Raw genomic sequence first — 23,626 nt, forward strand, 5'->3', positions numbered from 1 at the left:
TGCCCCATTTTGAAGACTTCCGCATGAGCGATTTTCCCGAAGATATCTACACCGAGCCGTCCGCCGACGTGCATACCCTGAACAACCTGGGCCCCTTGACGGGCATGGCCGGCATCTGGACGGGCACGCGCGGCCTGGACGTCAAGCCGAAAGCGGACGGCCCGCGCAAGCAGGCCTTCGTCGAGCGCATCGAACTGCAGCCGATCGACCCCGTCACCAACGGCCCGCAACTGTTCTACGGCTTGCGCTACTACATCCACATCACCAAGCCGGATCAAGTCAAAACGTACCATGAGCAGGTGGGCTACTGGCTGTGGGAGCCGGCCACGGGCGCCGTGATCCAGACCCTGGCCATTCCGCGTGGCCAGATCGCCATGGCGTCCGGCACGGCGACGGCGGACGCCACCAGTTTCGAACTGGTGGCCAAGCGCGATTCGACGGCGTACGGCATCTGCTCGAACCCCTTCCTCGAACATGCGTTCACCACCGTCGAATATCGGATCAAGGTCGATATCCACCCCGATGGCACGTGGGGCTACGACGAGGACACGGTCATGCTCATCCGCGGCAAGGACGAACCGTTCCACCACACGGACCGCAACCTGCTGACGAAAATCGCCGAGCCGACGCCGAACCCGATGGCCTTGCAGGCACTGGCGGCGGCAGCTTAAGGTTTGCCTTGCGCCACCGCCTTGATCGCGCGCTCCTCGCCCATGGCGGCCGCTATCTTCCAGCGCTGCATGGCGCTGGCGCGGTCGGGGCGTTTCAAGCCCGCGCCTTCCCAGTCCATCAGTCCCAGGTTGTAGATGTCGCCCGCGCTGCCCTTGTCGGCGGCGAGGGTGAACCATTTGCGCGCTTCCTTGTGGTTGACGGGAATCTGGTAGCCGCGCACGTGGTACAGGCCCAATAAGTGCATGGCTTGCGCATTGCCCTTGTTCGCGGCCTGTTTCAGCAAGTCGAGGCCGCGCGCCATGTTGCGCGGTTCCTGCCAGCCTTCGGCCAGCATCACGCCTTTCGCCGCCAGCGCATAGCTGTCGTTTTTCACGAGGCCCTTGCCGATCAGGGGCTTGGCGGCCACCTGGCGCGCTTCGCGCTGCTGCGCCGTTGGCGCCGTGATGGGGCCCGGCTTGCCTTCGCCCATCAGCAGCATCCAGCCATACAGGCCATACGCGCCGGCGTCGCCCTTGCCGACCAGGCTTTCCAGCATGGCCAGCGCCTGCACCTTGTCGCCATTTTCGTACAGCTTGACGGCCTTGGCGCTGCTCGCATCTGCCGGCACAACGGCTGGCGCATGGGGCGCGATGGGCGCCGACGCGATGGCCGTTTGCGGCGGTGGAGCCGCCGGGCGCACACGCACGGGCAAGCCATAGCTGGCGGCCAGCACGGCCACGCTCGCGGGCGCGAGGATCAGCACTTGCGCCAGCTGGTTGCGGCGGCCCTTGCCGGCGATGCCCATGGCCCGTTCGGCTTGCCGCTCGCCGCCCAGCGCTTCGCTCAGCACGGCTTTCACCTTGCGGTTGAACAGCCAGTAGCCGGCGCCCGTGACGAGCAAGCCTGCGACGGCGGCCGCACCGCGCCCGGCGAAGAACCAGGTGGCGATGGCGGCGGCCAGCGCGGCCAGCGCGCTTTTCCACCAGAATTGTTTGGCCAGCCGCGTGTAGACCTGGCGCAGGGCGCCGAGCACGCAGGTACGTACATTGTTGGCATAGTCGGCGGAGACGACATCGACGTGCGCGTGATCCGCGTCGCCGCTGAGGACGGACTCGATCACGTCCGAGTTCAGTTCCGAGGCGGCCACGTCGCGCAGCGGCGTCAGCAAACCTTGCACGTGGGCCGAGAACAGGCCGTCGTCGGCGCTGCCGGCCAGCGCGTCGCTGAGCGCCTTGAGGTCGCCGCGCAGCAGCTTTTCCACGATGTCGTCCAGGGTCAGCCAGCGCAAGTCCGTACCGTATGCGACCAGGTGGTGCTTTTCCGCGTTGCACGATGCATCGAGGCGCACGATGCGCAGCTTGGCCGCATACAGGGCGTCGACTTCCTGCGGCTGGTCTTCATTGTAAATGCTCACTTTCGCCAGGGCCAGGCTGCTGGCAATGGCTGCCAGTGAGTGCACGCTCTCCTTGTCGCGGATGCGGCGCGCATCGTCGGGCGCCTGCTTGGGCAGGCTGACGCTGTAGCCGGGCGTCACATGCACGTCGACCCAGGCCGCCTTGCCCACCTTGCCGGAACCGCCGCACGGGTTGCAGCGCAAGTCGCCCACGCCGCTGCAGGTGCGGCACGTGACCTTGCCGCTGGCGCGGCAGGTGCCGCAATTGATGTTGCCGGAACCGTGGCAAGTGTTACAGCTGACCTTGCCGTAGCTGCAATGGTAGCAAGAGCGGTACTCGGTGCGGTATTGGGGCCGCGTCTCGCTGTGGTAGCTGGTGTGCGAGCTGCCGTTGCTGTAGGTGGTAGTGGGCACTTGCACCGTGATGTAGTCGGTGACTTGTTCGGAGACCGTGCCGCTGCCGCTGCAATACGAGCACGACACCTTGCCGCTGCCGTAGCAGCCATACGCGTCGCAGCTGACGGTGCGCCCGCCGTGGCAGTTCCAGCATGTTTCCGTCGTCGCGCCGTAGCAGGTGTGGCAGTTGATGCGGCCGCTGCCGGTGCAGTTGTTGCAGGTATCGAGGTGCCAGTACTTGACGGCGTGCGGCAGGTAGACGCCCGCCTCGACGCCGTTGTAGGCCTGGCCCGCCTGGCGCAAGGCATTGTCGAGCCTGCTCGCCGCGCGGCGCAGCCGTTCCTTCTCCTGCGCGTGAGCGAGCGCTCCCACCTCGTGGGAGCCACAGCGGCAGTCATTGCCCGCTGGCGTGAAATAGCCATTGATGACGCGCTGCTCGAAGCGCGCCTCGAGCGCGTAGTTCGCTTGCAGCGAAAACTCCTGCAGCACGTCTTCTTCGTCCAGCGGCGTGATGTCGTGCGGTTCGAAACGCGTCTTGTCCTGCACCAGGGTGCGCAGCTTGCCCAGCACCGTCGGTATCTCTTCCTTGTCGAGCTTGAGGGGCGCTGGCGCCGTCACGGCCGTTGCTGATGCCTGGGGCATGTCCTCGTTGCCTTGGGTATCGGTGGCCGTCTCGGTGCTGGGGTTCATGCGCGTCCTTTTGCTCTCTGGAAAGATGTTTGAATTTTAGCATCCCAATATGACAAACCATGACAAAGCGGACCCGCTTTTTCAGCGCAGGCCGCGACGGAACTGGTCAGGCGTGCCGCCGCTTTGCCGGCGAAACATGGCGATGAAAGCGGAGGCCGTGCTGTAGCCCAGTTCCAGCGCGATCGCCTGCACGGTGTCTCCTTGTTCCAGCAGGGGCAGGGCGGCCAGGAAGCGCTGGCGCTGGCGCCATTCGCCGAACGGCATGCCCAGTTCGCGCTGGCAGCGGCGCGCCAAGGTGCGCTCCGTCACGTGCAATTGCGCGGCCCACTCGGCCAGTGAGCGGTTACTGCCAGGCTCCGCCTGCAGGGCCGCCAGCAGCGCCGCAATGACGGGCTCGTCGCTGCCAGGCAGATAGTTGCGGCTGCACGGCGCCAGCTGCAGCTGGTCGACCAGCACCTGCGCCAGGCGCTGGTCGGCTTCGGTGGCGGGCGTGGTGACGTTGCGCCCGGCAAAGTCGCCTAGTATGGCTTTGAGCAAAGGACTCAATACCAGCGCGCACGGCTGGGCCGGCAGCTGCGCGCACAGGCTGGCGTCGATGTAGGCCGAGTGAAACACGACATCCTGGCGGATATAGCCGTCGTGCAAAGTCTCGGGCGGTATCCACACGGCGTACTGGGGCGGCGACAGGTAGCGCTGGCCCGCGACCATGATTTCCATCACGCCCGTGGAGCAATACGTGAGCTGGCCCCAAGGATGGCTCTGGTAATCGAACTGCTGGTGCGCGCGGTAATCGTCGAGGCGGAAATACACAGGATAGGGCAGGGTGTCGGAAACGGCGGGGAAATGCTGGTTGCTGGCCATGGTGTCTTTGTCCTGTTCTTCGCATCGATTGTCCGCTATGCATTATATCCATGGAATCGGACCGTGCGAAAATGGCGGTCTTGAATACTGGAGTACGCCGCATGCAAGTGAAGCACTATCTGTTACCCGTGATCGCCGTGCTGATCTGGGCCATCAATACCATTGTCAGCAAGATGGCCGTGGGCGTGATCGATCCGGCCGCCATCTCGTTCTACCGCTGGCTGCTGGCCGGCGTGCTGCTGGCGCTCGTGTTTGCCCGTCCCGTGTGGAAGCAGCGCTCCGTGGTGCGACCGTATCTGGGCAAACTGTTTGTGCTGGGTATGTTGGGCATGGTCATGTACCAGTGCCTCGCCTACATCGCCGCGCAAACGACGACGGCCACCAATATGGGCATCCTCGCATCGATGATGCCGCTGCTGGCCGTGGGCCTGTCCGTGCTGCTGCTGGGCGAGGCGCCCACCGTGGGCGGCGTGTTTGGCGGCCTCGTGTCGCTGCTGGGACTCGCTTATTTGCTCAGCCATGGCGACCCGGCCGCCCTGCTGGCCCATGGAGCAGCCGTGGGCGACGCGCTGATGCTGCTGGCGTGCCTGTCGTATGCGGGCTATGGCGTGCTGCTCAAGCGCTGGAAGATTCCCCTGAATAACTGGCATTCGCTGCTGATCCAGGTCTGGTGCGCCGTGCCCGTGCTGTTCGTGTACTACCTGAGCCAGTCCGCGCCGCCCGTCACCAGCGCCGGCCTGCCGCTGGTGCTGTTTGCCGGCATCCCCGCCTCCATCATCGCGCCGTTCTTGTGGATGCATGGCCTGGCCAAGCTGGGACCGAGCCGCGCGACGACCTTGATGAACTTGCTGCCCGTATTCACGGTGATCATCGCCATGCTGTTCCTTGGCGAAACCTTGCACAGCTACGATGTGATCGGTGGCGGCGTGACCCTGCTGGGCGTGGTGATGGTGCAGTATCTGAAACGTCCGCTGCGCCGCGCACCGGCATAGTTTTTTTGCTATGCTGGTGTTTTGAACAAGGAGGCGCCATGCCCAGCATCGATACTCTGTTGAGTGAACTCGAAGCATTCGGTAACACCAATGATGCGGCGCACACGGCGCGCGCCAGCCGCATGCTCAATATCACGCGCGACACGGGCGAATTGCTGGCCGTGATGGTGCACGCGCGCGGCGCCCGGCGGGTGCTGGAAATCGGCACGTCGAACGGCTATTCCACCCTGTGGCTGGCGCGCGCCGTGCAGGCGCTGGGCGGCAAGGTGGTGACGGTGGAAAAGGCGCAGGACAAGTTCGACATGGCGCACGACAACTTTGTGCGCGCGCAATTGCAGGGCGTGATCGGCCAGCTGCTGGCGGACGCGGGCGACGTGCTGCGCGATGCGGCGGACGGCGCCTACGATTTCATCTTCCTCGATTCCGCGCGCCAGCAATACGCGCAGTGGTGGCCGCAGCTGGACCGCGCGCTGGCGGCTGGCGGCGTGCTGGTGGTCGACAACGCCAGTTCGCACTACGCGGACATGGCCGGCTTCATCGAAACCATCCGCGCCGACAGCCGCTACACGACGTGCCTGGCGACGGTCGGCAAGGGCGAATTCATCGCCGTCAAGGCGGGCAACTAGTTATTCAGCAACGATAGCCGCTTCCAGCACGCGCACCAAGGATTCGACGCCTTGCGCGTCGACGTCGTCGAAACGGCCAATCAACGGGCTGTCGAGGTCGAACACGCCGATGATCTGGCCGTGCGCAAACACGGGCACCACCAGTTCCGAGCGGGAATTGACGTCGCAGGCGATGTGGCCGGGAAATGCATGCACGTCCTGCACGACGATGGACTTGCCTTCGACCACCGTGGTGCCGCACACGCCGCGCCCCTTCTTGATGCGGATGCAGGCGGGCTTGCCCTGGAACGGTCCCAACACCAATTCCTCGCCCTTGAGGAAATAAAAGCCGGCCCAGTTGAGGCCCGGCATGGTGTTGAAGACCAGCGAACTGAAGTTGGCCGTATTGGCGATGAAGTCGGTCTCGCCTGACAGCAAGCCTTGCAGCTGCGAGCGCAAGTCCGCATACATGGCTTGCTTGGCGGCGGGGGTATCGGTGCCGTAGGCGGCGTCGCTGATGGTAAACGTCATGGTCGTGGTGGCGCTTGAAAATGGGGAAGGCGATATGGTAGCGCGTCTGGCGCATCCGCGCGCGGCCGTCACTGTTTCAGATATTCCTGCGCCAGCTGGCGCAGCAGGTGCAGGGCCGCATGGCCGTGATCGGCCTGCCATGCCAGGCCGATGCCGGCCGCCAATTCCTCGCCTTCCGCCAATGGCCGGTAGATCACGCCATCCATGCGCAGCGCGCGGAACGAGTCGGCCAGCAGCGCCATACCTTTGCCTGCGGCCACGTCGCCGAGCAGCACATGGTGGTCGGGTGCTTCGCGCAGGAAATGCGGCGCGAAATCATGCCGGCGGAACACTTGCTGGCAATGGTCGAAAAAGGCGGGCTGGCGCACCCGTTCGAACCAGTAGATGGGTTCCTGGGCGATGTCAGCAAGGCTGAGCTTGCGCTTCTTCGCCAGCCGGTGCCCGGCGGGCAGGGCCAGCATCATGGGCTGGCGCGCCAGCGGCTGCACGGCTAGCTCGAACGTGGCGCTGGGCAAGGCAAGCAGGGCTGCATCGAGCTGGCCCTTGCGCACGGCGGCGACCAGGCGCGGCGACGGGGCCGCCGTCAATTCCAGGCGGACATTGCCCAGTTGCTCCTCCAGCGCCGCCAGCAAAGGACGGAACAGGCCTGCCGCCACGGAACTGGTCAAGCCCAGGCGCAGGCGCGCGGGTGCGCTGTCTTGCCGCAGCGATTGCTGCGCCATCTCCAGCAAATCGAGGATGTGCAGCGCCTGCGGCAGCAGGGTACGGCCCGCTTGCGTCAAGGCCACGCCCTGCGTGTCGCGCTCGAACAGGCGCGCGCCCAGCTTGTCTTCCAGCCCCTTGATGGCGCGCGACAATGGTGGCTGGGTCATGTGCAATTGCTCCGCCGCCTGGCGGAAGTTCAGGCAGCGGGCGACGGCGCAAAACAGGGTCAAGGCATGGGTATCGAGGGCTCTCATACCAGAAAGGTATCACGAAATCGGGCATTCCCTTGCCAGCTGGCGCGGTCCACACTGGCGGCATCGAGTCAACAACTGAGGAGAGCAGCATGCAACAGCGACACATCGGCAATAGCGGTTTGACCAGTTCGGCATTGGGCCTGGGCTGCATGGGCATGTCGGAATTCTATGGCGCCACGGACGAGGCGCAATCCCTGGCCACCCTGGAAGCGGCCCTGGCGGCGGGCGTGACCCTGTTCGACACGGCCGACGCCTACGGTTTCGGCCACAACGAGCAGTTGCTGGGGCGCTTTTTGGCCAGCCATCGCGGCCAGGCCCTGATCGCCACCAAGTGCGGGCTGGCGCGCGAGGCGGGCAGTTATGCGCGCCGCGTCGACAATTCCCCCGCTTACATCCGCCAGGCGTGCGAAGCGTCGCTGGCGCGCCTGGGCGTGGAGGCCATCGACCTGTTCTATCTGCACCGCCTGAATCTCGAGACGCCACTTGAGGAATCGATGGGCGCGCTGGCGCAACTGCGGCAAGAGGGCAAGATCCGCGCCGTGGGCCTGTGCGAGGTGAGCGCCGCCACCTTGCGGCGCGCGGCGGCGATCTGCCCCGTGGACGCCGTGCAGAGCGAATACTCGCTGTGGACGCGCGAACCGGAGCAGGGCGTGCTGGGCGCCTGCCGCGACGTGGGCGCCAGCTTCTTTGCCTACAGTCCGCTGGGCCGGGGATTTTTGACGGGCGCCATTGCCGATGCGGCCAGCCTCGACGCGGGCGACTTTCGCCAGTTCAATCCCCGCTTTGCCGCCGATAACCTGGCGCGCAATCAGGCCATCGTCGCGCAAGTGAGGGACATCGCGCGCGCAAAAGGCTGCACGCCGGCCCAGCTGGCGCTGGCCTGGCTGCTGGCGCAAGGCGACGACATCATTCCCATTCCCGGCACCAAGCGCATCGCGTATTTGTACGACAACCTCGGCGCGCTGGCCGTGCGGCTGGACGGGGCGGAACTGGCGGCGATGAACGCGGCCTTTCCTTTGGGCATGGCGGCGGGCGCGCGCTATACGGAAGAAGGCATGAAGGGCGTGGATGCCTGAAAAAAGGCTATGTCACCGTTAGATGTGGGAATGCTCCTAGTGTTGCCTTCAATAATGTTTCTGGCGAGCGGATGCGCCCGGCGTCGAGTATCCAGCGCCAGCCCAGGTAATTCGACAGGTAGCGTGTGGCTACGCCGTGAAACGGCCGTAGCCAATCCCGCAAGCGGCTGTGATACGCATTGACGTTTTGCACGTGGGCGGCGCCCCGCACGCGGATGCCGGCACGCAAGTTGACGGCCTGGTGGCTGACCCCTGCTTCATGGGCGAAGGCGCGGTAGGCGGCATGACCATCGGTGACCAGCAAGATATCCTTGTCGATGACGGGTGGCAGGCAAGCATGTAGCTGTGCCTTGGTCAGTGCTCCTTTTCCCGTGACGAAATCGAGGGTTTGCCCAGTGCGGTCACGCGCCACCAGGATGCAGACTTGCTCATTCGATATGCCACGTTTAAAGGCATGACCACCACGGCGCCGCGCCGGGCGCGTCAAATGCCGCGATCCCTTCTCCGATTCCAGTACATACAGCTCGTCCGCTTCGGCGATGCCATGCAGGCGATGGGGCCGGTCCGTTTTTGCCAATGATAAAAACCGGTGGCGCCAGCGAAACGTGGTATTGCGGTGCACGCCCAGCTGTAACGCCGCCTTACGCACGGAATCCGATGTCAGCATGCAATGGGCATACTCAAGCCACAGCGCCTTGTGGCGCAAGCGGGCAAGCGGCGTGCCGGTGAGTGCATTGAAGGTGCGGCCGCAAGGCACGCAACGGTAGCGCTGCAGTCCGTGTGCATGGCCGTGCCGGTGAGCATGGTTGCTGTTGCAAACCGGACAGTGCGGTTGTTGGCGGGCCACGCTTTCGATCAATGCCACGGCGACGTCTTGCGATGCGGCCCCGTGCAGCAGGGCGATGCCCGCCAGGCGCTGGCGGCGGTTCAGTTCGGCGAACTGGGCGATGAAGGTTTTCCATTGGGCTGGCTGCATGGAAGGCTCCCGCTTGTCTGCGATGCTCAGTCAGACAGCAGGGACACGGGAAGATTCCCGGAATTCCCCTACTTGTCGAGGACAGAGCCGAAAAAAACGCGTGAGTGTACGCCAGCGTACCTAACTGAAACTTTCTCTGCAGGATAATTGCCGGCGATCTGCTAGCATTTGGCAGTGACTGCGCGCTGCGCTTTGCACGCTGTTCAATGGTCAGGTATCCGATGAGGTGGATGTTGTTAGATGACGATATTTTCGATATAGAACTGAAGTTATTGCTTGAGGGAATACTGCTGCGCTATCAGCACGATTTCCGCGATTATTCCGTGGCCTCCCTGCGCCGGCGCATGCGCCAGGCCATGGAGCGCTTCGGCTGCGCCAGCCTGTCGCAATTGCAGGACCGCATCTTGCACGAGCCGGCCATGTTCGCGCAGATGCTGCAGTTTTTCACGGTGCAAGTGAGCGAGATGTTCCGCGATCCCGCGTATTTTCGTGCCCTGCGCGAAAAAGTCGTGCCCATCCTGCATACCTATCCCTCGATCAAGATCTGGGTGGCCGGCTGCAGCAGCGGCGAAGAGGTATGGTCGCTGGCCATCTTACTGGAAGAGGAAGGCTTGCTCGAGCGCAGCATGATTTATGCGACCGACATCAATGTGGAAGCGCTGGCCGCCGCCGAAGCGGGCATCTATCCCATCGAACGCATCGCCCAGTTCAGCGAGAATTACCAGCTGGCGGGCGGCAAGCGCTCGCTGTCCGACTATTACACGGCCGCCTACAAGGGCGCCATCTTTGACCGGCGCTTGCGGCGCCAGTTCGTCTTCGCCGACCACAGCCTGGCGACGGACAGCGTGTTTTCGGAGGTGCATATGGTTTCCTGCCGTAACGTCATGATTTACTTCAACAAAGACTTGCAAGACCGCAGCCTGGGCCTGTTCCACGAAGCGCTGGTGAACCGGGGCTTCCTGGGTCTGGGCATGAAGGAAAGCCTGCATTTCAGCCGCCATGCGGACAGCTTCAACGAGCTGAGCCCGGCCGAACGCATCTTCCAGCGTGCCTGACATGCTGCCAGGCTGCGACGTCGCGGCACCGCCCGCCGGCCTGCGCCTGATCGCCATCGGCGCCTCGGCCGGCGGCGTGGAAGCGCTGGGCATCGTGCTGCGCGCCTTGCCCGCCACCTGCCGCGCGGCCGTCGTGGTGGTGCTGCATCTGGCGCCGGGCCGCTCGAGCCAGTTGCCGCAGCTGTATGCGGAACGTTGCCAGCTGCCTTTGCGCGAGGCGCAGGACAAGGAACCGCTGCAAGCGGGCGTCGTGTATTTCGCGCCGCCCGACTACCACCTGCAAGTCGAGCCCGATGGCTGTTTTTCCCTGTCGCAGGAAGCGCCCGTGTATTTTTCGCGCCCGTCCATCGATGTCTTGCTGGAAACGGCGGCGCTGGCTTACCGGCGAACCATGCTGGCCATTATCCTGACGGGCGCTTCGGCCGATGGCGCGGCGGGCCTGGCGCGCGTGCGGCAGCTGGGCGGTAGTGCCTGGGTGCAAGACCCGCAGCGGGCCAGTTGTGGCATCATGCCGGCGGCCGCGCTCAAGCTGGCGGGCGCCGACCGCGTGCTCGATTTGCCGCAGATGGCCGCCAGCCTGGCATTGCTCGGCGATGGCGAACACAAGTGAATGAGAGTGGTGTAGTGCGTGTAATATATGTGAGAATTGAAACAATGTTGATGTTCATATCGAAACACGATGGCATCTTGCCGTTGCGATGCCTGAAGATGATTCCGTGACCGCACCTATCCATATCCTCGTCGTTGACGACATCGCGCAAAACCTGGTCGCCGCCGAAGCCGTGCTGGCACGGCCCGGTATTGTCATCCTGAAAGCAAGCTCGGGCGCGCAAGCGCTGGAATTGCTGTTGACGCATGAAGTGGCGCTGGCCCTGATTGACGTGCAAATGCCGCACATGGATGGTTTCGAGCTGGCCGAGTTGATACGCGGCAGCGAGCGCACGCGCAGCATTCCCCTGATCTTCCTGACGGCGGCGTCGCGCGAACCGAGCTACAGCTTCCGCGGCTACGAGGCGGGCGCCGTCGACTTTCTCTACAAGCCCATCGACGTGAAGGCCTTGCAAAGCAAGGTGGCCGTGCTGGTCCAGCTGTACCAGCAGAAACGCGAATTGTCGGCCCAGCTCGACGAGCTCAAGCATGCCTTGCACCTGAACGAACTGTTCACGGCCGTGCTGGGCCACGACTTGCGCACGCCCTTGTCGGTGGTGATGAACGGCGCCATGCTGCTGCCGATGATGAGCGACCACCCGAAGGTGATCGTCACGGCGCAGCGCATCGAAAGCAGCGCCAAGCGCATGGGGCGCATGGTCGACCAGCTGCTGGACCTGGCGCGCATCCGCTCGGGTACGATGGAGTTGCGCAGCAGCACGCACGACTACCTGGCGCTGGCGCGCGCCATCGTCGAGGAATTCGAGACGGCCGGCCAGGCGCCGCTGGTCGAGGTCGGCAGCGCGGGTAATCTGCACGGGCAATGCGATGCGGGCTTGCTGTCGCAAGTCATTTCGAATCTGTTAAACAATGCCATCACACATGGCGAGCCGGGCACGCCCGTGCAACTGGACCTCGATGGACGGGCCGCCGACCATATCGAGTTGCGCATCGCCAATCGCGGCGTCATCCCGGCCGCCTTGCTGCCGACCCTGTTCGAGCCGTTCCAGCAGGCGGGCGAGAAGCGCAGGACGGGGCAGGGCCTGGGGCTGGGCTTGTACACGGTCAACATGTTCGTCAAGGCCCACGGCGGCACGGTCGAGATCAGTTCGACGGCCGCGCAGGGCACGCTGGCGACCGTGCGCATCCCGCGCCAGTGCCAGGTGCGCGTGCAAGCGGGATTGGTTACATGAGCGCGCCAGCCTGGCCGCGCGGCGGCGGCAACATGGGCGAGCTGGTGCGCCAGCGCGACTGGTCCGCCACCAGCCTGGGCCCGCTCGATGGCTGGCCCGCCCATTTGCGCACCAGCGTCGACATCGTGCTCAATTCGCCGATGGCGATGGTGCTGATGTGGGGCCCGCAGCACGTGATGATTTACAACGACGATTACATCCAGATCGCAGGCGAGCGCCATCCGGCCGCGCTGGGCGGCACGGTGCCGGCCATCTGGCCTGAAATCTGGGACTGGAATGCGCGCATCCTCGAAACGGGATTGCGCGGGGAAACACAGGTGCACCGAGAATGCTGCTTGCCGCTGTTGCGCGGCGGACAGCGCACCGACGTCTGCTTCGACCTGTTTTATACGCCCGTGCATGGCGACGAGGGCCAGGTGGACGGCGTGCTGTGCACGGCACTGGAATTGACGGCGCGCATGGAAGAAGGGCGCCAGCTGAAGCTGGCCACGGCCGAGCTGGGCAAACTCAACACGACCTTGCAGGCCGAGAGCGAGGCCGTGCGCGCGGCCAACCGCCGCCTGGGCGAGGAACGCGCGCTGCTGCGCGCCCTGTTCCAGCAGGCGCCCAGCTTCATGGCCATGCTGCGCGGGCCGCGGCACGTGTTCGAGCTGGCGAATGAACATTATCTGCGCCTGGTCGGTCACCGCGATCTGCTGGGCAAGACAGTCGAAGCGGCCTTGCCTGAAGTCAAGGAGCAAGGATTCATCGAACTGCTCGACCAGGTCTACCGCACGGGCGAACCGTACGAGGGACGCCAGGTGAAGGTGGATTTGCAGACGGCGGACGGGCAGACGGGGCAGCGCCAGATCGACTTCGTCTACCAGCCCATCAAGGATGACGAGGGTACTGTCACGGGTATCCTCGTCGAAGGCATCGACGTCACCGAACGCATGGAAGGCGAGGAGCGCTTGCGCCTGGCTCAGCAGGCGGGCGGCATCGGCACCTTCGAATGGTTCCCCGAGACGGGCGCGATGCTGGTGTCGCCCACCTTCCGCCGCCTGTGGGGCATTGCCGACGAGGTGGAAGTGACGGAACGCTTGCTGGTGAGCCTGGTCGATGCGCGCGACCAGCAAAAGGTCGGACCGAGCAAGCTTGCTGTGGCGCCCAATCCCCTCGAATACGTGGAGTACCGCATCCGCCGCCCGGCCGATGGCGCGCTGCGCTGGATCGCGCGCCAGGGCGAGGTGGTGGCCGGCCGCGTGCCGGGCCAGCGCCGCTACGTGGGCGTGTCGTTCGATGTGACGGAGCGGCGCCAGATCGAGGATGAACTGAACGCCAGCCAGGAGCGTATGGCCGCTATTTTCGGCCAGGCCTCGGTGGGCTTGTCCGAGCTGGGCCTCGACGGCAGTTTCCAGAGGGTCAACGGCGCCCTGTGCTGCATGCTGGGCCGCTCGGCCGAAGAGCTGCTGAGCCTAAACATGAACGACATCATGCATCCGGCGGACGTGCCCGGCAACAGCGTGCTGTTCCAGCGCCTGGTGGAAACGGGCGAATCGTTCTCGCTGGAAAAGCGCTACCTGAAGCCCGACGGCTCGCAAGTGTGGGTGTCGAGCAATGTCAGCCGCCTGGTCGATGAACAGGGACAGACGCGCTCCTTGATCGCCGTCAAGACGGATATCACGGACCGGCGCCGCGTGGAAAAAGCGCTGCATGAATTGAACGAAACGCTCGAGCACCGGGTCGAACAGGAAGTCGGTGAGCGCACGAAGGCGGAAGACGCCTTGCGCCAGGCGCAAAAGATGGAAGCCGTGGGCCAGCTGACGGGCGGCATCGCGCACGATTTCAATAATGTGCTGCAAATCATTTCCGGCAATTTGCATTTGCTGCAGCATTTGACGGGCACGGATGGCGTCATGCGCCAGCGCCTCGATACGGCGATTGCCGCCGTCGAGCGGGGCGCCAAGCTGTCGTCGCATCTGCTGGCGTTTGCGCGGCGCCAGCCTTTGCAGCCGGTGGTGGCCGACCTGGCGCGCGTGGTGCGCAACATGGATGCGCTGCTGCGGCGCGCCCTGGGCGAAGCGATCGACATCGTGCTGGTGGGCGGCGGCGGGTTGTGGAATACCCTGGTCGACCGCGGCCAGATCGAGAACGTCATCCTGAACCTGGCCATCAATGCGCGCGACGCCATGGATGGCGTGGGCAAGCTGACCATCGAGCTGGGCAACGTCGTACTCGACGAGCAGTATGTGCACAACCTGGTCGACGTGCCTGCCGGCCAGTACGTGATGCTGTCGGTGACGGACACGGGCCGTGGCATGAGCGGCCCCGTGCTGCAGCGCGCGTTCGAGCCGTTCTTCACCACCAAGCCGGAAGGCGCGGGCACGGGCTTGGGCTTGTCGATGGCGTATGGCTTTGTCACGCAAAGCCGCGGCCATATCCGTATTTACAGTGAACCTGGCGTGGGCACGGGAGTCAAAATCTATTTGCCCCGTTCCCTGATGGCGGAAGCGGACGAGGAACTGGAATTGAGCGGCGTCGTCACGGGCGGCACGGAAACGGTGCTTGTGGTGGAAGACGATGTGGGCGTGCGCACCACCGTGGTCGATATGCTGGGCGCGCTCGGCTACAAGGTGCTCAAGGCCGAGGATGGCGAAAGCGCGCTGGCCGTGCTGCACAGCGGTGCGCAGATCGACTTGCTGTTTACGGACGTGATCATGCCCGGTCCCGTCAGCAGCACGGAGATGGCGCGCCAAGCACGCGAGTTGCAGCCCGATATCGCCGTCTTGTTTACGTCGGGCTACGCGCAGGATGTCATCGTGCACGAAGGCAGACTCGACGCGGGAGTGGAATTGCTCAGCAAACCGTACCGGCGCGAAGAGCTGGCGCGCAAGCTGCGCCATGTGCTGGCCAACCGCCAGCAGCAAATGCGCGCGCGCCAGTTTGAACGGTCCGGCGCACCGGTGGCCGGCACGCAAGCGGGTGGCGGCCTGGCGGCCAGCGTGCTGGCAGGCGGCACGCCGGGGCTGGACTTGACGGGGCATGCGCCAGAACCGCAGGGGGACATGCCGACATCGATGAAGATACTCGTGGTGGAAGACAATCTCGATTCGCAGCTGATGGTGTGCGAACTGGTGGGTATGCTGGGCCACACGGTCAGCGGCGTGTCCGATGGCGAGGCGGCGTGGAAATTGCTCAACGAGCAAGACTTCGATATCCTGTTTACGGATGTCAGCCTGCCCGGCATGTCCGGCATCGCGCTGGCGCGCATGGTGCTGCGCGATAAACCTGATATGCGCATTATCTTTTCCACGGGCTATGGCAAGGAGTCGATGGATGAACTGGGCTTTTCCGCCAGCGTCTTGCGCAAGCCCTATGATTTGCTGGAGTTGCAAGCGGCACTCGATCAACCCTGACGGGCACGCGCCGGCACGGCTTGCCCGTCTCACCCTGCAGAGGCAAATGGATGACTCCTGAACTGACGATGCTGGCCTGTACCCTCGTGCTGGCGCTGGTGCAAATCCTGCTTCCCGCCCTGTTCCGCACGCGCGAAACGGGCACGGCCTATAACGTGAGCGCGCGCGACGGCGACGGGCCGCCTGTGGGCAAGATCACGGCCCGCTTGCGGCGGGCCCAGGCGAACCTGTTCGAAACCCTGCCCCTGTTCGCCGCCGCCGTGCTGATCGCCCACGTGACGGCGCAGGAAAGCGCGCTGACCCTGTACGGCGCCGCCCTGTACCTGGCCGCGCGCGTGCTGTACCTGCCCCTGTACGCGTTTGGCGTGCCCGTCGTGCGCACGCTCGTGTGGTGCGTGTCGATTGCCGGTTTGTTGATGCTGTTCTGGGCCATCCTGTTTGCTTCCTGAATTCCTACGCCAGCTGTGGCGCCCGTCCTATGGCGGTGCGCCGGGCCCGGCCGTAAAGTAACTCACCTTGGCGCAGGGGCGCCGGCATGGTGCTTTTACTTTTAGGATGGCAATGATGCTTGCTTCGCTGAACAAGTCTGGTCGACACATCCAGCGCCTGCTGCGCTCGGTCTTCGGCGTGGCGCGGCTGCGCACGGGCCAGCAGGAAGTCATCGACAGCGTGCTGGCCGGGCGCGACACCCTGGCCATCATGCCCACCGGCAGCGGCAAGTCCCTGTGCTACCAGCTGCCCGCCGCCCTGTTGCCGGGCACGACCCTGGTCGTGTCGCCGCTGATTTCGCTGATGAAGGACCAGCTGGAAAAGCTGCACGAACTGGGCATCACGGCCGTGCAGCTCAACAGCAGCCTGTCGCGCGCCGAAGAGGACGACGCCATCGCCCGCATCGCCCAGGGCGGCAGGCTCATCATTTTTTGCACGCCGGAACGCCTGGCGATGCCCGAGTTCCTGTCCTTGCTGGCCAGCGCGCCGCCCAGCCTGGTCGTCATCGATGAAGCCCATTGCATTTCCCAGTGGGGCCACGACTTCCGTCCCGCCTACCTGGAAATCGCGGCCGCCCTGCGCGCGCTGGGCCGTCCGCCCGTGGTGGCGCTGACGGCCACGGCCACCGGGGAAGTGATAGCCGATATCGACGCGCAGCTCGAAGCGCGCAAGCTGCAGGTCATCAATACGGGCATCTACCGCGCCAATTTGCGCTACCGCGTGATCCAGGTCACGAATGCGGGAGAGAAACAGGACGAAGTCTTGCGCCTGCTGCGCGAGACGCCAGGCGTGGGCATCGTGTATGCGGCCACCGTCAGAGCTGTCGAGGACCTGGCGGCGCGGCTGGGCGAATTGGGCGAGAGCGTCACGTGCTACCACGGCAAGCTGGCGGCGCGCGAGCGCAAGCATAACCAGGACTTGTTCATGAATGGCGAGCGCCGCATCATGGTCGCCACCAACGCGTTCGGCATGGGCATCGACAAGCCCGACACGCGCTTCGTCATCCACTTGCAGGTGCCGGCCAATCTGGAAGCGTATTACCAGGAATCGGGCCGGGCAGGGCGCGACGGCTTGCCCGCCGACTGCACCTTGCTGTACTTCCAGGAAGACAAGCGGGTGCAGCAATTTTTCCTGGCCAAGCACTATCCCACGGCCGAAGAACTGGCCGCCATCGTGGCGGCCGCGCAAGAATTACCAGCCACGTTTGCGTTCGCCGCGCTGGTAGCGCGCCTGCCCGAGTTTTCCGACGGCCACTTGAAGGTGTGCCTGAAACTGTTAAAAGACGGCAAGCTGCTGCGCCAGGACCGCAAGCTCGGCTACCGCTTGACAGCCCAGTCGGCCGCCACGCCTGCGTATGCGCAGCTGGCGCAGATCTATGTCGACAAGCAGGAGCGCGACAAGCAGGCGCTCGAGCAGATGGTGGCGTATGCGCAAAGCGGCCTGTGCCGCTGGAAACTGCTGCTCGATTATTTTGGCGATGCCGGCGATTTCGAGCGCTGCTGCACTTGCGACAATTGCCAGTCGCCGCCCGCGCTGGCCGCGCCCATCAGCCTTGACGAGTTCCCGCCCGCGCCTGCTGAAACGCCACCGCCAGCGCCGGCACCCCAGATCGCCGTCGGCAGCCGCGTGCGCGTACCGCGCTACCAGATCGGCACCGTGCTGTCCGTGGCGGGCGACCAGGTCACCATTGCCTTTCCGGAAAACACCACGCGTACCTTCATGGCCGAGTTCGTCGTTCCCGCGTGAAGCCATGGTGCGCTGCCGAACAGTGATTTGGCGCAAGCGCGCTAGAATCAGCCCATTCCAACGCGCTTTTTTAAGGCAGGGGGCAGGGCATGGCAGACATGGTGGTGGTGCGCAAGGAAGGCTTGTACTGTGTGCCGGGGCAGTTCTACATCGACCCGTGGCGTCCCGTCGAGCGCGCCATCATCACGCATGCGCATGCCGACCATGCGCGTGTCGGGCACCGGCATTACCTGTGCGCCGCGCCCGGCGAGCAAGTGCTGCGCGCGCGCCTGGGCGCCGTGTCCATCCAGGGCCTCGCGTATGGCGAGACCATCGAACACCATGGCGTGCGAGTGTCGCTGCACCCGGCCGGCCACGTGCTGGGCTCGGCCCAGGTGCGCATGGAAGTGGGCGGCCAAGTGTGGGTAGCGTCGGGCGACTACAAGCTGCAGGCGGACCCCACGGGCGTACCGTTCGAGCCCGTGCGCTGCGATACCTTTATTACGGAATCGACCTTCGGCCTGCCCATCTACCGCTGGCAGGCGCCGCAGGAAGTTTATGACGACATCAACCAGTGGTGGCGCAGGAATGCGGCCGAAGGGCGCACCAGCGTGCTGTTCTGCTATGCCTTCGGCAAGGCGCAGCGCATCCTGGCCGGGCTCGACCCTTCCATCGGTCCCATCATCTGTCATGGCGCGGCGCAAGCGTTGACGCAGGTCTACCGCGAATCGGGCGTGTCCTTGCCCGCCACCGTCATGGTGAGCGACGTGACGGACAAGGCGGCCCTGAAGACAGCGATGGTGATCGCGCCGCCGTCGGCCGCCGGTTCGCCGTGGATGAAGCGTTTCGGCGACTACAGCGATGCGTTCGCCAGCGGCTGGATGCTGTTGCGCGGCGCGCGCCGGCGGCGCGGCGTGGACCGGGGTTTTGTCCTGTCCGACCATGCCGACTGGCCCGGCCTGATGCAAGCGATCACGGCCACGCAGGCCGAACGCATCATCGTCACGCACGGCTCGATTCCCGTGATGGTGCGCTGGCTGCAGCAGAACGGCTGGCAGGCGGGTGGCTTCGAGACGGAGTATGGCGACGACGAGGCCGATGACGGCGTGCCCGGAGTGTCCACGGCAGCGGAGGACGTCGCCCATGCGTGACTTTGCCCGGCTGTACGCGGAACTCGACGAGACCACCTCCACCAGCCGCAAGCTGGCGGCGCTGCAAGCGTATTTTCGCGGCGCCTCACCCGAGAATGCGGCCTGGGCCGTGTACTTCCTGGCCGGCGGCAAGCCGCGCCAGGCCGTGCCTACCAAGCTGCTGCGCGAGTATGCGACCGAGCGGGCGGGCCTCGATGCCTGGCTGTTCGACGAGGCCTATCACGCCGTCGGCGACCTGGCCGAAACCATCGCCCTGATCCTGCCCGCGCCCGCCAGGCGCAGCGATGTCGGCCTGGCCGAGTGGGTCGAGCAGCGCATCGCGCCGTTGCGCGGTGCACCGCCCGAGACCATCCGCGCCGACTTGCTGGCCTACTGGGAGGAGCTGGAAACGCGCGAACGCTTCCTGCTGATCAAACTGATCGGCGGCGGCTTTCGCGTGGGCGTGTCAAAGCTGCTGGTGACGCGCGCGCTGGCCTCCATTGCCGCCGTCGACAGCAAGCTGATCGCCCAGCGCCTGATGGGCTGGACCGATGGCAAGGTCAGCCCCACGGGCGCGGGTTTTCTCAAGCTGATCGCCGCGCAGTCCGATGGCGAACATGCGCTGCGCGGCGGCCAGCCGTACCCGTTTTTCCTCGCCCATCCCTTGCAGGCGGAGCCGCAGAGCCTCGGCGACATCGGCGACTGGCTGGTCGAATGGAAATACGACGGCATGCGTGCCCAGCTGCTGCGCCGAGAGGGCGTGAACTGGCTGTGGTCGCGCGGCGAGGAATTGATCACGGAGCGCTTTCCCGAACTGGCGCAGCTGGCCTTGCCCGAGGGCACCGTGCTCGATGGCGAAATCCTCATCTGGCAGCCGGGCGATGTGCCGGCGCCATTTGCCGATCTGCAACAACGGATGGGGCGCAAGAGCGTGTCGCCCAAGCTGCTGGCCGAGCTGCCGGCCGTACTCGTGGCCTATGATGTGCTGGAACTCGATGGCCTGGATGTGCGGCAACTGCCCCAGCTCGAGCGCCGCGCGCTGCTGGAAAGCGTAGTGGCGCAGGTAAATGCTCCCGCGCTGCGTTTGTCGCCGCGCATAGCGGCGGCAAGCTGGGAGGCGCTGGCCGCCATCCGCAGCGAATCGCGGGCGCGCGGCGTGGAGGGCATGATGCTCAAGGCCAGGTCTGCCGCGTATGGCGTGGGCCGCACGAAAGACGTGGGCACCTGGTGGAAATGGAAGATCGACCCGTATTCGATCGACGCCGTGCTGATCTATGCCCAGGCGGGTCACGGGCGGCGCGCGTCGCTGTACACGGATTACACGTTTGCCGTGTGGGATGACGTTGAGGAAGGCGAGCGCAAGCTGGTGCCGTTCGCCAAGGCGTATTCGGGCTTGACGGATGCGGAGATCGGCCAAGTCGACGCCGCCATCCGCAAGACGACGATAGAAAAATTCGGCCCCGTGCGCAGCGTCAAGCCGACGATGGTGTTCGAGATCGGCTTCGAGGGCATCGCCGCGTCCAGCCGCCACAAGGCGGGCATCGCCGTGCGCTTTCCCCGCATCCTGCGCCGGCGTGACGACAAGGCCATCGCCGATGCGGACACGCTGGCCACGCTGAAGGCCATGCTGGTCCAGGCCACATGAGCAAGCGATGAGCAAAAGCGCGCTGGCGCAGCGCATTGATGCGTGGTTTGACGCGCGCGGCTGGGCGGTGTTCCCATTCCAGCGCGCCGTCTGGCGCGCGGCCGCACAGGGGCAATCGGGTTTGCTGCATGCGAGCACGGGCTCCGGCAAGACCTACGCCGTCTGGTTCGGCGCCTTGCTGCGCGCCGAGCGACTACAACGCAAGGGACGAAAGCAGGGCTTGCGCGTGCTGTGGATCACGCCCATGCGGGCGCTGGCGGCCGACACGGTGCGCGCGCTGCAAGCCTCGGGCGCGGAGCTTGCACCGGGCTGGCGCATCGAGGCGCGTACGGGCGACACGAGCGCCGCGCAGCGGGCGCGGCAGGCGAAGGCCTGGCCCGAGGTGCTCGTCACGACGCCGGAAAGCCTGTCCTTGATGCTGAGCCAGGCGGATGCCCGCGAACGCTTCAGCCTGCTGGAAACCGTGATCGTCGATGAGTGGCATGAATTGATGGGCAGCAAGCGTGGCGTGCAGGTGCAGCTGGCGCTGGCTCGCTTGCGCCGCTGGAATGGCGCATTGATGACGTGGGGCCTGTCGGCCACCCTGGGTAATTTGCAGCAGGCGCAGGACGTCTTGCTGGGCGAGGAAAGCACCGGCGTGCTGGTCGAAGGCAAAGTCAAAAAGCGCATCCTCGTCGACAGCCTGATTCCCGTCAACCCCACGCGCTTTCCCTGGGGCGGGCATTTGGGCATCCAGATGCTGCAACCGTTGATCGCCGAGATCGAGGGCAGCGCCACCACCCTCGTGTTCACCAACACGCGTTCGCAGGCCGAGCTGTGGTACCAGCACCTGCTCGATGCGCGGCCCGACTGGGCGGGACTGATCGCCCTGCACCACGGTTCGCTGGACCGCGAAGTGCGCGAGTGGGTCGAGCAGCACCTGAAAACGGGCGAGCTGAAAGCCGTCGTGTGCACGTCCAGCCTGGACCTGGGCGTCGATTTCCTGCCCGTCGAGCGGGTGCTGCAGGTGGGTAGCGCGAAAGGCATCGCGCGCCTGGTGCAGCGGGCCGGGCGCAGCGGCCACGCGCCGGGCCGCATTTCGCGCGTCACCCTCGTGCCCACCAACAGCCTGGAATTGCTGGAAGCGGCCGCTGCCCGCACTGCCCTGGCGCAAGGCCACCTGGAAGCGCGGCCCGTGCCGGACAAGCCGCTCGACGTGCTGGTGCAGCACCTGGTGACGATTGCGCTGGGCGGCGGTTTCCAGTCTGCCGAGCTGTACGCGGAAGTGCGCGCGGCCTGGTCCTACCGCCACCTGACCCCGGACGAGTGGCAATGGGCGCTCGATTTCGTCGCGCGCGGCGGGCAAAGCCTGACCGTGTATCCGGAATACCGCAGAGTGCTGCCGGACGAGGAGGGCGTGTACCGCGTGCCGGACGTGGCGCTGGCGCGGCGCCACCGCATGAGCATCGGCACGATCGTCTCGGAGGCGGCGATCCAGGTCAAGTTCCTCGGTGGCGGCCGCATCGGCAGCATCGAGGAATCGTTCATCGCGCGCCTGAAGCAGGGCGACCATTTTTTGTTTGGCGGGCGCATCCTGGAATTCGTGCGTGTGCACGAAATGACGGCCTACGTGCGGCGCGCCACGGGCAGCCGCGGCGCCGTGCCGCGCTGGCAGGGTGGCAAGATGCCGCTGTCGTCGGAACTCGCGCATGCCGTGCTCGACCAGTTGCAACTGGCGCAGGAAGGCAAGGCCAGCGGGCCGGAAATGCGCGCGCTGGCGCCGCTGCTGGCCATCCAGCAGGCATGGTCGAGCCTGCCCACGCGCGCGGCCCTGTTGGTGGAAACCTTGTCCAGCCGCGAAGGCCATCATTTGTTCGTGTATCCGTTTGCGGGACGCTCCGTGCACCTGGGCCTGGCGTCCTTGCTGGCCTACCGCATCGCGCGCGTGCAGCCGGCGACCTTGTCGATCGCCGTCAACGATTACGGCTTTGAATTGCTGGGCGCGGACGACATCGATTTTGCGCCGCTGTTGACGGGCGCCAGCGGCGCCGACCTTACCCTGTTCAGCACGGACAATCTGCTCGAGGACGTGCTGGCCAGCCTGAATGCGACGGAATTGTCGCAGCGGCGCTTCCGCGAAATCGCCCGCATCGCCGGCCTCGTGTTCCAGGGCTATCCGGGCCAGCCAAAAAGCGCGCGCCAGTTGCAGGCCTCGTCCTCGCTGTTTTTTGAAGTATTTCGCAAGCACGATGCAGCCAATCTGCTGCTCACGCAGGCGCAGCGCGAAGTGCTGGAACAGGAGCTGGAATTGACGCGCTTGCGCGCCACCTTGCGCGAGCTGCATGGGCGGCGCATTTCCCTGCAAGCGCTGGAGCGGGCATCGCCATTTGCCTTCGGCCTGATGGTCGAGCGCTTCCGCGAACAGCTGACGACGGAAAAGCTGTCGGACCGGGTGGCGCGCCTGGTCAGCGCGCTGGAAAAGGCGGCCGCATGAGCGGGCAGCAGCAAGCGCACTGCGTGGTGGAACTGGTCGGCGAGATAGTCTGGCTGCTGGCGCACAAGGCCATCTATTGGCCGGCGCGCAAGGTGCTGGTCATCGCCGACATCCATTTCGGCAAGGCGGCCGCGTTCCGTGCGCTGGGCGTGCCCGTGCCGCGCGGCACCACGACGCAAAACCTGCTGGCGCTCGACGCCTTACTGGCCAGTTACGCTTGCGAGGAAATCGTCTTTCTCGGCGACTTCCTGCACGCGCGCGCCGCACATGCGCCCGCCACCGTGGCGGCCATGCTGGCCTGGCGCGCGCGCCATCGGGACGTGCGCCTGACGGTGGTGCGCGGCAACCACGATGCGCATGCGGGCGATCCGGGCGCCACGCTGCGGATACGCATGGTCGACGAACCGCACCAGGTGGGCAAGCTGTCGTTCTGCCATCATCCGGATACGGTGGCGCCCGGCTACGTGCTGGCCGGCCACGTGCATCCCGTGTTCCACTTGCGCGCAGCAGGGACGGGACTGCATGGCGGCGGCTTGCGCCTGCCGTGTTTCCTGCTGGGGCAGGATCGCGCCATTTTGCCCTCGTTTGGCGCCTTCACGGGCGGCCATGCGGTGCGGCCAGCCGTTGGCGAGCGCGTCTACGTGACGGCGGACGCGGCGATTTTTCCGCTGCCCGCTAACTGCTGAGTGTCTGGTACTTTTGGTGGAAAACTAAAAGTAACTACGCTACCGTAGGCGGGACTC

19 protein-coding genes are annotated in these 23,626 nt (G+C 65.3%); 14 read left to right on the forward strand and 5 right to left on the reverse strand.

The window, feature by feature from the left end:
* The first annotated feature begins 23 nt into the window (after nucleotides 1-23).
* Entirely contained in the window at nucleotides 24-671 is a 648-nt protein-coding gene (locus JAB6_RS15465; protein ID WP_070303527.1) for an FABP family protein, read from the forward strand.
* On the opposite strand, the gene JAB6_RS15470 is transcribed toward JAB6_RS15465, so the two are convergent.
* Together JAB6_RS15470 and JAB6_RS15475 are read right to left on the reverse strand one after the other, a co-directional pair.
* Nucleotides 668-3,130 (reverse strand): SEL1-like repeat protein, encoded by a 2,463-nt coding sequence (locus JAB6_RS15470; RefSeq protein ID WP_070303528.1) that lies wholly within the window; start codon nucleotides 3,128-3,130, stop codon nucleotides 668-670. The two genes, JAB6_RS15465 and JAB6_RS15470, sit on opposite strands and share 4 nt — an antisense overlap.
* Nucleotides 3,131-3,211: 81 nt before the next feature.
* Nucleotides 3,212-3,991, reverse strand: coding sequence for a helix-turn-helix transcriptional regulator (locus JAB6_RS15475; protein ID WP_070303529.1), 780 nt, complete (start codon nucleotides 3,989-3,991; stop codon nucleotides 3,212-3,214).
* 101 nt (nucleotides 3,992-4,092) lie between these two features.
* Between JAB6_RS15475 and JAB6_RS15480 the strand changes: the two genes are divergently transcribed.
* Together JAB6_RS15480 and JAB6_RS15485 are read left to right on the forward strand one after the other, a co-directional pair.
* Nucleotides 4,093-4,983 (forward strand): DMT family transporter, encoded by an 891-nt coding sequence (locus JAB6_RS15480; RefSeq protein ID WP_070303530.1) that lies wholly within the window; start codon nucleotides 4,093-4,095, stop codon nucleotides 4,981-4,983.
* 38 nt (nucleotides 4,984-5,021) lie between these two features.
* Nucleotides 5,022-5,609, forward strand: coding sequence for an O-methyltransferase (locus JAB6_RS15485; protein ID WP_070303531.1), 588 nt, complete (start codon nucleotides 5,022-5,024; stop codon nucleotides 5,607-5,609).
* On the opposite strand, the gene JAB6_RS15490 is transcribed toward JAB6_RS15485, so the two are convergent.
* Together JAB6_RS15490 and JAB6_RS15495 are read right to left on the reverse strand one after the other, a co-directional pair.
* Nucleotides 5,610-6,119: a GAF domain-containing protein gene (locus JAB6_RS15490; protein WP_070303532.1), complete on the reverse strand. Its 510-nt coding sequence runs from the start codon at nucleotides 6,117-6,119 to the stop codon at nucleotides 5,610-5,612. It abuts the gene before it with no gap.
* 68 nt (nucleotides 6,120-6,187) lie between these two features.
* On the reverse strand, nucleotides 6,188-7,078 hold the full coding sequence (locus tag JAB6_RS15495; RefSeq protein WP_070303533.1) for a LysR family transcriptional regulator: 891 nt from the start codon (nucleotides 7,076-7,078) through the stop codon (nucleotides 6,188-6,190).
* Nucleotides 7,079-7,167: 89 nt separating this feature from the next.
* Between JAB6_RS15495 and JAB6_RS15500 the strand changes: the two genes are divergently transcribed.
* Entirely contained in the window at nucleotides 7,168-8,154 is a 987-nt protein-coding gene (locus JAB6_RS15500) for an aldo/keto reductase (RefSeq protein WP_070303534.1), read from the forward strand.
* A gap of 7 nt (nucleotides 8,155-8,161) precedes the next feature.
* Here the strand turns inward: JAB6_RS15500 and JAB6_RS15505 are convergent, their stop codons facing one another.
* Nucleotides 8,162-9,130: an IS1595 family transposase gene (locus tag JAB6_RS15505; RefSeq protein WP_070303535.1), complete on the reverse strand. Its 969-nt coding sequence runs from the start codon at nucleotides 9,128-9,130 to the stop codon at nucleotides 8,162-8,164.
* 230 nt (nucleotides 9,131-9,360) lie between these two features.
* Here JAB6_RS15505 and JAB6_RS15510 point away from each other — a divergent pair, with 230 nt between their 5' ends.
* The 10 genes from JAB6_RS15510 to pdeM all read left to right on the forward strand — a co-directional run bounded on the left by JAB6_RS15510 (nucleotide 9,361) and on the right by pdeM (nucleotide 23,569).
* Nucleotides 9,361-10,185, forward strand: a complete 825-nt coding sequence (locus tag JAB6_RS15510) for a protein-glutamate O-methyltransferase CheR (RefSeq protein ID WP_200873008.1) — start codon at nucleotides 9,361-9,363, stop codon at nucleotides 10,183-10,185.
* 1 nt (nucleotide 10,186) lies between these two features.
* A complete protein-coding gene (locus JAB6_RS15515) occupies nucleotides 10,187-10,795 on the forward strand; it encodes a chemotaxis protein CheB (protein WP_070303537.1) in 609 nt (202 codons plus the stop codon).
* A 106-nt stretch (nucleotides 10,796-10,901) separates the two neighbouring features.
* Nucleotides 10,902-12,026, forward strand: coding sequence for a hybrid sensor histidine kinase/response regulator (locus tag JAB6_RS15520; RefSeq protein WP_175444550.1), 1,125 nt, complete (start codon nucleotides 10,902-10,904; stop codon nucleotides 12,024-12,026).
* A complete protein-coding gene (locus JAB6_RS15525) occupies nucleotides 12,023-15,421 on the forward strand; it encodes a PAS domain S-box protein (RefSeq protein ID WP_070303539.1) in 3,399 nt (1,132 codons plus the stop codon). The genes JAB6_RS15520 and JAB6_RS15525 overlap by 4 nt, the downstream gene beginning before the upstream one ends.
* A gap of 50 nt (nucleotides 15,422-15,471) precedes the next feature.
* Nucleotides 15,472-15,870 (forward strand): MAPEG family protein, encoded by a 399-nt coding sequence (locus JAB6_RS15530; protein WP_070303540.1) that lies wholly within the window; start codon nucleotides 15,472-15,474, stop codon nucleotides 15,868-15,870.
* A gap of 112 nt (nucleotides 15,871-15,982) precedes the next feature.
* Nucleotides 15,983-17,656 carry an ATP-dependent DNA helicase RecQ gene (locus tag JAB6_RS15535; RefSeq protein WP_254671646.1) on the forward strand — a complete coding sequence of 558 codons (1,674 nt, stop codon included), beginning with the start codon at nucleotides 15,983-15,985 and terminating at the stop codon, nucleotides 17,654-17,656.
* A gap of 89 nt (nucleotides 17,657-17,745) precedes the next feature.
* Nucleotides 17,746-18,786, forward strand: coding sequence for a ligase-associated DNA damage response exonuclease (locus JAB6_RS15540; RefSeq protein WP_070303541.1), 1,041 nt, complete (start codon nucleotides 17,746-17,748; stop codon nucleotides 18,784-18,786).
* Nucleotides 18,779-20,410 carry an ATP-dependent DNA ligase gene (locus tag JAB6_RS15545; protein WP_175444551.1) on the forward strand — a complete coding sequence of 544 codons (1,632 nt, stop codon included), beginning with the start codon at nucleotides 18,779-18,781 and terminating at the stop codon, nucleotides 20,408-20,410. Before JAB6_RS15540 ends, JAB6_RS15545 begins: the two co-directional genes overlap by 8 nt.
* 7 nt (nucleotides 20,411-20,417) lie before the next feature.
* Nucleotides 20,418-22,883 (forward strand): ligase-associated DNA damage response DEXH box helicase, encoded by a 2,466-nt coding sequence (locus JAB6_RS15550; RefSeq protein ID WP_070303543.1) that lies wholly within the window; start codon nucleotides 20,418-20,420, stop codon nucleotides 22,881-22,883.
* Entirely contained in the window at nucleotides 22,880-23,569 is a 690-nt protein-coding gene (pdeM, locus tag JAB6_RS15555) for a ligase-associated DNA damage response endonuclease PdeM (protein ID WP_070303544.1), read from the forward strand. Before JAB6_RS15550 ends, pdeM begins: the two co-directional genes overlap by 4 nt.
* Nucleotides 23,570-23,626 lie beyond the last annotated feature (57 nt).

It is taken from the genome of Janthinobacterium sp. HH104, assembly GCF_001758715.1.
In the GTDB taxonomy this organism is placed as follows: domain Bacteria; phylum Pseudomonadota; class Gammaproteobacteria; order Burkholderiales; family Burkholderiaceae_D; genus Janthinobacterium; species Janthinobacterium aestuarii.